General features: G+C 45.7%; 6 protein-coding genes. 1 reads left to right on the forward strand and 5 read right to left on the reverse strand.

All coding sequences use genetic code 11. The features are described 5' to 3' along the window. Together ACTXGO_RS07710 and ACTXGO_RS07715 are read right to left on the reverse strand one after the other, a co-directional pair. A partial coding sequence (locus tag ACTXGO_RS07710; protein WP_443573945.1) for an SDR family NAD(P)-dependent oxidoreductase occupies positions 1–1,716 on the reverse strand: 1,716 nt, incomplete at its 3' end. A gap of 47 nt (positions 1,717–1,763) precedes the next feature. Next, positions 1,764–2,915: an acyl-CoA dehydrogenase family protein gene (locus tag ACTXGO_RS07715; RefSeq protein WP_317199404.1), complete on the reverse strand. Its 1,152-nt coding sequence runs from the start codon at positions 2,913–2,915 to the stop codon at positions 1,764–1,766. A gap of 326 nt (positions 2,916–3,241) precedes the next feature. Between ACTXGO_RS07715 and ACTXGO_RS07720 the strand changes: the two genes are divergently transcribed. Beyond that, positions 3,242–3,961: a TetR/AcrR family transcriptional regulator gene (locus tag ACTXGO_RS07720; RefSeq protein ID WP_435950936.1), complete on the forward strand. Its 720-nt coding sequence runs from the start codon at positions 3,242–3,244 to the stop codon at positions 3,959–3,961. Positions 3,962–3,971: 10 nt separating this feature from the next. Here ACTXGO_RS07720 and ACTXGO_RS07725 read toward each other — a convergent pair whose 3' ends face one another. The 3 genes from ACTXGO_RS07725 to ACTXGO_RS07735 all read right to left on the reverse strand — a co-directional run. Beyond that, complete coding sequence (locus ACTXGO_RS07725) at positions 3,972–5,651, reverse strand: AMP-binding protein (RefSeq protein ID WP_443573947.1); 1,680 nt, start codon at positions 5,649–5,651, stop codon at positions 3,972–3,974. A 60-nt stretch (positions 5,652–5,711) separates the two neighbouring features. After that, complete coding sequence (locus ACTXGO_RS07730) at positions 5,712–6,782, reverse strand: CaiB/BaiF CoA transferase family protein (RefSeq protein WP_435950934.1); 1,071 nt, start codon at positions 6,780–6,782, stop codon at positions 5,712–5,714. After that, on the reverse strand, positions 6,775–7,368 hold a 594-nt coding region (locus ACTXGO_RS07735), incomplete at its 5' end, for a 3-hydroxyacyl-CoA dehydrogenase family protein (protein ID WP_443573949.1). The genes ACTXGO_RS07735 and ACTXGO_RS07730, both read right to left, overlap by 8 nt.

Raw genomic sequence — 7,368 nt, forward strand, 5'->3', positions numbered from 1 at the left:
TGACAAGCTGCCCTTGGCACTTTTACTAAAAAAAGTACGCTGCCATCCTGGAGCTAGTGGCGCCTTAAACAAACTGGTAAACACTTTGCCTACAGTGTGGTATGCCAAGCGCTGAACAGCAGGTACTTTTTTGGCGAGCGTTTGTAGTGATTTGGGGATCTCTGGATTGGGCGCACTGATTACCCACTGCGCGCTACGCTGAAACAGAGTCACTTGCGCGCATTGCTCAGATAAAGCACTAAGAATTTGCACGCCTGTTGAGCCATTACCGATAATACCAACGCGCCTGCCCTCTAGAGGAATGCTGTGATCCCAGCGAGCGCTATGAAAACTTGCACCTGCAAAGGACTCAATACCTAAAATATCTGGCATATTGGGATGATGTAACACCCCTGTCGCACAGACTAGGACGTCCGCTTCGTCAGTGTCTCCAGTCTTAGTTCTGATCTTCCAAAGGCCGTCTTCAAACTTGGCCTCATCGATTTCACTATTAAATTTGATATGCTCGGTCAAGCCGCGCTTTTGGGTGACATCCTCAAAGTAATCACGCAGCTCATGACCAGGCGCAAAGACATGACTCCATTTGGGCGATAGCTCATCTTTATAACAGTAAAAGTGAGCAGGAACATCGCAGGCAAGTCCAGGATAAGTATTGTCACGCCATGTGCCGCCAACAGAATCTGCCTTTTCATAAACAACAAAATTGGAAGTTCCAGCCTCTTTTAGCGCCTTTGCCATCGCAATACCTGACATGCCTGCGCCAATAACAGCCACTTTGGGTAGCGGCTTTTCTGACTCATATTTGGGAAACTCAAGCGATTTATATTTAAGAGCTGACTTACTAAATAGGCTATCAATGACTCCCATCACCCAAATACCCGGATGCCAGACCCGTATAGGCTCGTAAGCGACAGCATACAAGATCATGTCCGCGCCCGCCTCGACCGATAGTTTAGGATAAGCGTTCCACGTGTTTTGTGCAGGCGCAATCATATCAGTTTGGGTAAGCGGCAGATGTACGGTGGTCCAGTTGATACCATCATTGTAGGTTTCAGCTGCGACGCTTTCAGCGAAGCCATCCAGTGCATTTTTTGAAGCAATATAAGCGCCAAATCTTGGCGTGCCTTTGAGCTGCGTGCCCATCGTTGAGATGTTAATAACATGACCGCCCGTGCCGCTAATACGCATACGATCGACCAAAGGAATGGTGAGGTTGATAGCGCCAAAGTAATTAATCTTCATGACGCGGTCATAATCATGTAAGCGGTCGGCCGCGTCATAAATAGTGCGGCGGATTGAGCGACCTGCGTTATTGATGATCGTATCGACTCCGCCATGCACCTTTAGCACTTGTTTAATCAGGTTTTCGCGGTCATCATCATCACTCAAATCACAAGTATAAATAAAAGCTGTACCATCAAATCTAGCGGCGGCGTCAGCGACCTCTTGCAACTTATCGCTACGGCGCGCCACCAGTAACACATGTGCGCCTGACTCGAGCAAAGATAAAGCGGCACTACGACCCACCCCTGAGGAGGCACCAGTGACTAAGATACGTTTGCCTTGAACCTTGTGACGTAACTCATCTTTAAAGGAGCGCTTAGCAACGATTCTCTTAATTCGATTGAATTGACGGGTAGGCTCCACCTCCATCAATAGATCAGCGATGCGATCGATAGGCGTACGTTTGGGTTTGTCAGTCTTTTGAATATTCATATTACATATAAACCAATTGTAAAAACTAATTCTCGCCTGAATAAAATCTACATAAATCTTGATGCCAGCTCTTTCATAATCTCGTTGGTACCGCCATAGATTTTTTGTACGCGGGCATCAGCGTACAGCCTAGCAATCGGGTATTCCATCATGTAGCCATAACCGCCAAATAGCTGCACGCATTCATCCATGACGATGCACTGCTTCTCGGTTACCCAATATTTGATTAAAGCGGCATGTTGGACGGTTAGCTCTTTTTTTAGTAGCGACTCAATAGCCGCATCGCAAAGCGCGCTTGAGGCGATATAATGACTGTTGCACTCTGCTAATTTAAAGCGTGTGTTTTGAAAGCTCCAAACTGGCTTACCAAAAGCGGTACGCTCTTTGGTGTAGTCAATAGTCAGATCCAGCGCCAACTTCATCGCACCAACCCCAGCTAGTGCAACAATAAGGCGCTCTTGCGGTAGCTCCTGCATCAGCTGCATAAACCCCATACCTTCGACGGTACCGAGTAAGTTCTTTTGCGGAACACGCATATTGGTAAAGAATAGCTCAGAGGTATCTTGTGACGCCATGCCGAGTTTTTTAAGCTTTTTACCGCGCTCAAACCCAGGTGCTTTGTCTGTTTCGACGACGATTAGTGAGACGCCTTTTGCCCCCTCGTCTCTATTAGTCTTGCAGGCTACAATGATCAAATTGCCCAACTGACCATTAGTGATAAAGGTCTTTGAGCCATTGATAATATAATCATCACCGTCTTTGACAGCATGCGTTTTGATGTTTTGTAAATCAGATCCAGTGCCCGGTTCGGTCATGGCGATCGCACCGATGAGCTCACCGGTCGCCATTTTTGGTAGCCATGCTTGCTTTTGCTCTTCAGTACCGTGATGGAGAATGTAAGGAGCGACGATACCTGAATGCAAAAACCCACCGAACCCTGACATATTGGCTTCAGATTGTGCATAAATAAGCGCGGTTTCGTGACGAAAGTCACCACCTGCCCCGCCATACTCCTCTGGCATAGAGGCGCACAAAAAGCCCATCTCGCCCGCTTCTAACCACGCTTCGCGATCAAGCATTCCATCGTCGCGCCATCTCTCATCATGCTGCTCCCAGCTTTTAAATAGCTTTAGCGCACTCTCATGCAGCATCTCAATCTCTTCGTTCATCCAGCTGGGTTTAAAGCAATTGATCGCCATAATTCTTCCTTGATAGTGTAAATTTGAGTAGGTAATGCAGATGCTGTGCTAGTGATAAATACTTTAGGGTGTAAGCCTATGAGCTAACCACTGTTTAGCTTTAAAATACTAAAATCAACTAAGAGTAATAAAAATTACCTTTATAGCTAGTACTTATAAACAACGCAATACTTTGCAATTATGGTTTTATTGTATAAAAACAGCCTATCATTAGCAACTAAATATATTATAATGGTAATTTTTATTATCCTAGTTTATAGTCCTAAAAACCTATAGTTTTAAAAACTAACGGCCCCAAAGCTAGCTTTACCTACGGAAAATGCTATATGAAATCTGCGCGCTCAAAACCGAAATCTGCTAGTAGTAAAAAATCAAGCTCATCTAAAAACCAAATAGTTAACGCAAACAGTCAGGACAAACCTTTAGCTATAGCCCCATTGAGTGAGATGCGCCCTGCTACCTTAGATAAAATAGAAAAAGCAGTGCGCCAGCTTTTTGCAGGCAGTGATGCCAGCGATATCACGATGATTGAGATTGCCAGTACCGCTAATGTGTCGCTACAGACGCTATATAAGTATTTTGGGGACAAGCAAACGGTGCTCTATACCATTATGGATATTGTGCTGGTGAGGCTTGCTGCGCGGATGATGGATCATCTGCAAGGTATTGATAGCGTGGAGGATCGCCTGCGTAAGACATTGTGGGTGTGCTTGGACTTTGTGGATACGCAGCCTGATGCGGTGATGGTACTCTCTAAAGTATCGATAGCGCGATTTCATAATATTGCTATCTACAAGAATAAAGAGCTTATCGATGCTTTTTTGAGCGTACTTGAGGATGGTCAAAAGCGCGGCGTACTTGTCGATACAGTGCCACTGCACATTTTGTTTGATGTGTTTATGGGATTTATCAGCCGCCTTGGAATTATGCATACCATTCGTCAAGCGGATGTACCGCTAAACGCAAATTTTGACGCATTGTTTAGTATTTTGTGGCGCTCCATGTCCAAGCCTGAGATATCAGGCGCTCAAAAACCTATCAATTAGTCGAAGACCCCTAAGCTGCTGATGCTCTAAGTTTGTGGCGCAGTATTTTACCTACCGTAGATTTAGAAAGCTCGTCTATAAACTCGATATGGCGCGGACACTTATAGCCTGCCAGGTTTTCTTGGCACAGCGCTTTTATCTCCTCCTCATTTAAGCTTTGATCGGCTTTAACGATATAGGCTTTGACAGACTCGCCTTGCAGCGCATCAGGGATACCAACGACTGAACATTCAGCAACTTTAAAATGAGTCTCAATGACATTTTCGACCTCATTGGGGTAAACGTTAAAACCGCTAACGATAATCATATCTTTTTTGCGGTCATATATTTTGATCGCGCCCTGCTCGTCCATTGACGCAATATCGCCTGTCTTTAGGTAGCCATCAGCAGTAAAAAACTGATCATTATCGATATTATGATAACTTGAGATAACATTATCACCTTTGATGCACATTTCACCGACTTCACCTAATTCTAGAATGTCACCCTTGTCATCGCGGATACTGATATCGACTCCTGGTAGCGGCAAGCCGACGTTGCCAGTGTACTTAGTTCCATCGAATGGATTGGCGGTGCCGACTCCTAGAGTCTCAGACATACCCCAGCCCTCTAAGATAGGCAGACCTGTCACTTCAAGCCAGCGCCTAGCGGTTTCGGGAGTTGCAGCCATACCGCCTACCACCGTTAGCTTGCATTCTGAGAAGTCCAATTTTTTAAAATCAGGATTCATCACAAAGGCTTGGAATAGAGTATTCACACCAGGAAGAAAATGAAAGGGGCGCTTAGCTAAAATTTTAATAAAACTTGGAATGTCGCGCGGATTGGTAACTAAGGTGAGATGTTGACCTACGCTCAAGCCTACTATAGAGCAAATAAAAGCATAAATATGATAAAGCGGCAGCGCAACGATGGTGTTCATCTGAACGTTATCAGCAATATCAGCATAGACGGGTTTAAACCATTCACCGAATTGATAAGTTGCCGTTACGACGTTTTTGTTGTTGATCAAAATACCCTTAGCGACGCCAGTAGTACCGCCTGTATATTGCAACATTAATAAGTCATCAGCTCTTGCAGTAGGCCGAGAATAAGTGAGGTTTTTAGCTTGCTTTAGCATAGATTTATAGCGGGTGACACTATAACTATCGTTGGAGCTTAGCTCATAGCTAGGAATGGCTTTTTTGATGTAGTTGGCAGCAAGGTTTACGATCGTGCCTTTTGCAGTCCCTAGCATATCGCCTATTTTGCTGATAACGACGGTCTTAACGGGTGTATTATCGATTATTTTTTCTAGCGTTTTACAAAACGGCTCTAAGATAAATAATGCTGAGGTATCAGAGTCGACCAATTGATGCCTAAGCTCACGCGGGCTGTACAATGGATTGATTAACGTGGTGACCATGCCTGCCCGTATAACGCCCAAAACGACGGGCAAATACTGATGAACATTGGGCATCATAATACCGATGACTGAGCCTTTGGCTAACCCTAGGTTTTGAATCCAAGCTGCAATCATCAAAGACATTTTGTCAATTTGCGTATAAGTGTAGCTTACGCCCATGTTGCTAGAGAATTCTCTATCAGCAAATTCTGTGAGCTTATTCTCTACAATATCAATCACCGTACTGTGCGGCGGATCTATCTGTGCATTGACCCCTGCTGGATAACCCTGTGTCCAAAACTTATCCATAACTTACCTTCCTTGGTAATCGGTTTAAATAAAAACAACCTCAAAACTCATACTTGAGAATTATTGTCTGATATCTTGCCATCCTAGCGTGCTGTGATGCCCGTCTTGATGAGCAAATAGTGGGTGTGCTTTGGCCTCCTCTAAGCTTAAAACTGGCGTTACGCAAACGTCTGCGGTCTCAAAAGCTTGCTGCCAAAACTCAAGCGGTTGACTGGAAAATTTGTCACTAACGATAGCAGCAGCCTCTTTGCTCGCTGGCAGGTTAGGCATAACGCCGCGCTGCCAATGCGCGTCTTTGAGCTCAGGCAGCTCTAAAACTTCACATAGCCCTTGCCAGAATTTTAGCTCTAGTGACCCTACCGCCATGTAACGATTATCCAAAGTTTTGTATAAGCGGTAGCATGGCAATAATCCACCCAAAAAGTCATGATGCGGCGCTGGATTCTGTTCTGAGAAGCTTTTGACGAGCGTCCCTGTCGCCTTGGGCATAATCATATGATTGTATAAGCTATGCGTCATGCTGACGGCGACATGCCGACCTTTGCCCGTTTGCTTGGCGGCAAATACCGCTGCTAACAAGGCAATTACTGCCGTATCACTACCACCTGCTAAGTCTGCAAACTGGATATTGGGCATAGCCTGCTCGCCAGTTGCGGTACGTAGCTGATCGAGTACCCCGCTCATCGCCATAAAGTTGATATCGTGACCGGCTTTATTCGCCCAGTCATGAGTCACGTCACTACCGTCAATCGTGCCGTAGCCCGTAATAGAGACAATGACCAGTTTTGGATTAATAGCCTGTAAGGTTTGGGGGTCTAAACCCATACCCTTGAGCACCCCAGGACGAAAGCTGTCGAGCATGACATCAGCATTCTTGAGGTGCTCCTTGACTGACGCTATGCCCTCAGCATCACGAAAATCTACCTTTTCGATGGTTTTACCGTGATTTAGAGCCTCGAATAATCCACCCAAGGCGCGCGCAGGATCGCCCCCTTTGGGCTCGATTTTGATAATTTCTGCGCCCAAATCAGCAAGCAAACGTGTCGCAAAAGGCCCCGGTAGATTGCGCGTCAAATCTATGACGCGCAATCCTTGTAAGCAATTACTCAGCCCATCAGCTTGATTAACCATCTACAAACTCCTCGCCATTTGCCGCCATCTTGACCAAGATAGTAGCCGGCTCAAACCGCTCGCCGTATTGCTTGGCAAGCTGACGACTACGGGCGACAAACTGCTCGACACCCATAGAATTAATGAACTGTAGTGTGCCGCCTTGATGCGGTGCAAATCCCCAACCAAAGATAGAGCCGATATTGGTATCGGCCACTGAGCGCACGACGTTTTCTTCAAAACATTTAGCCGACTCGTTGGCTTGAATAAACATCAAACGATCCACAAGATCCTCTTGGCTTGGCTGCTCTGACGCGGTTGGATATAAATTAACCAGCTCAGGCCATAAGTGCTTATCGCCTTTTTCAGGATACTCGTAAAAGCCTTTACCGTTCTTTTTACCTTCGCGGTCGTGCTCTTTGACTAAAGTTTTGAGAATATCGTACGAGGGGCGCATCTCCATGGTTTTACCCTCCGCTTCCATATCTTTTTGCTGCTGCTCACTTACATGCAAAGCTAAGCTTAGTGATACCTCATCTTGTAGCGCTAAGGGCGGCATAGGCATACCCGTCTTCAGACCTGCGACCTCAATACTGCGCGGATGTAC

This window comes from Psychrobacter sp. T6-1 (genome assembly GCF_052258445.1).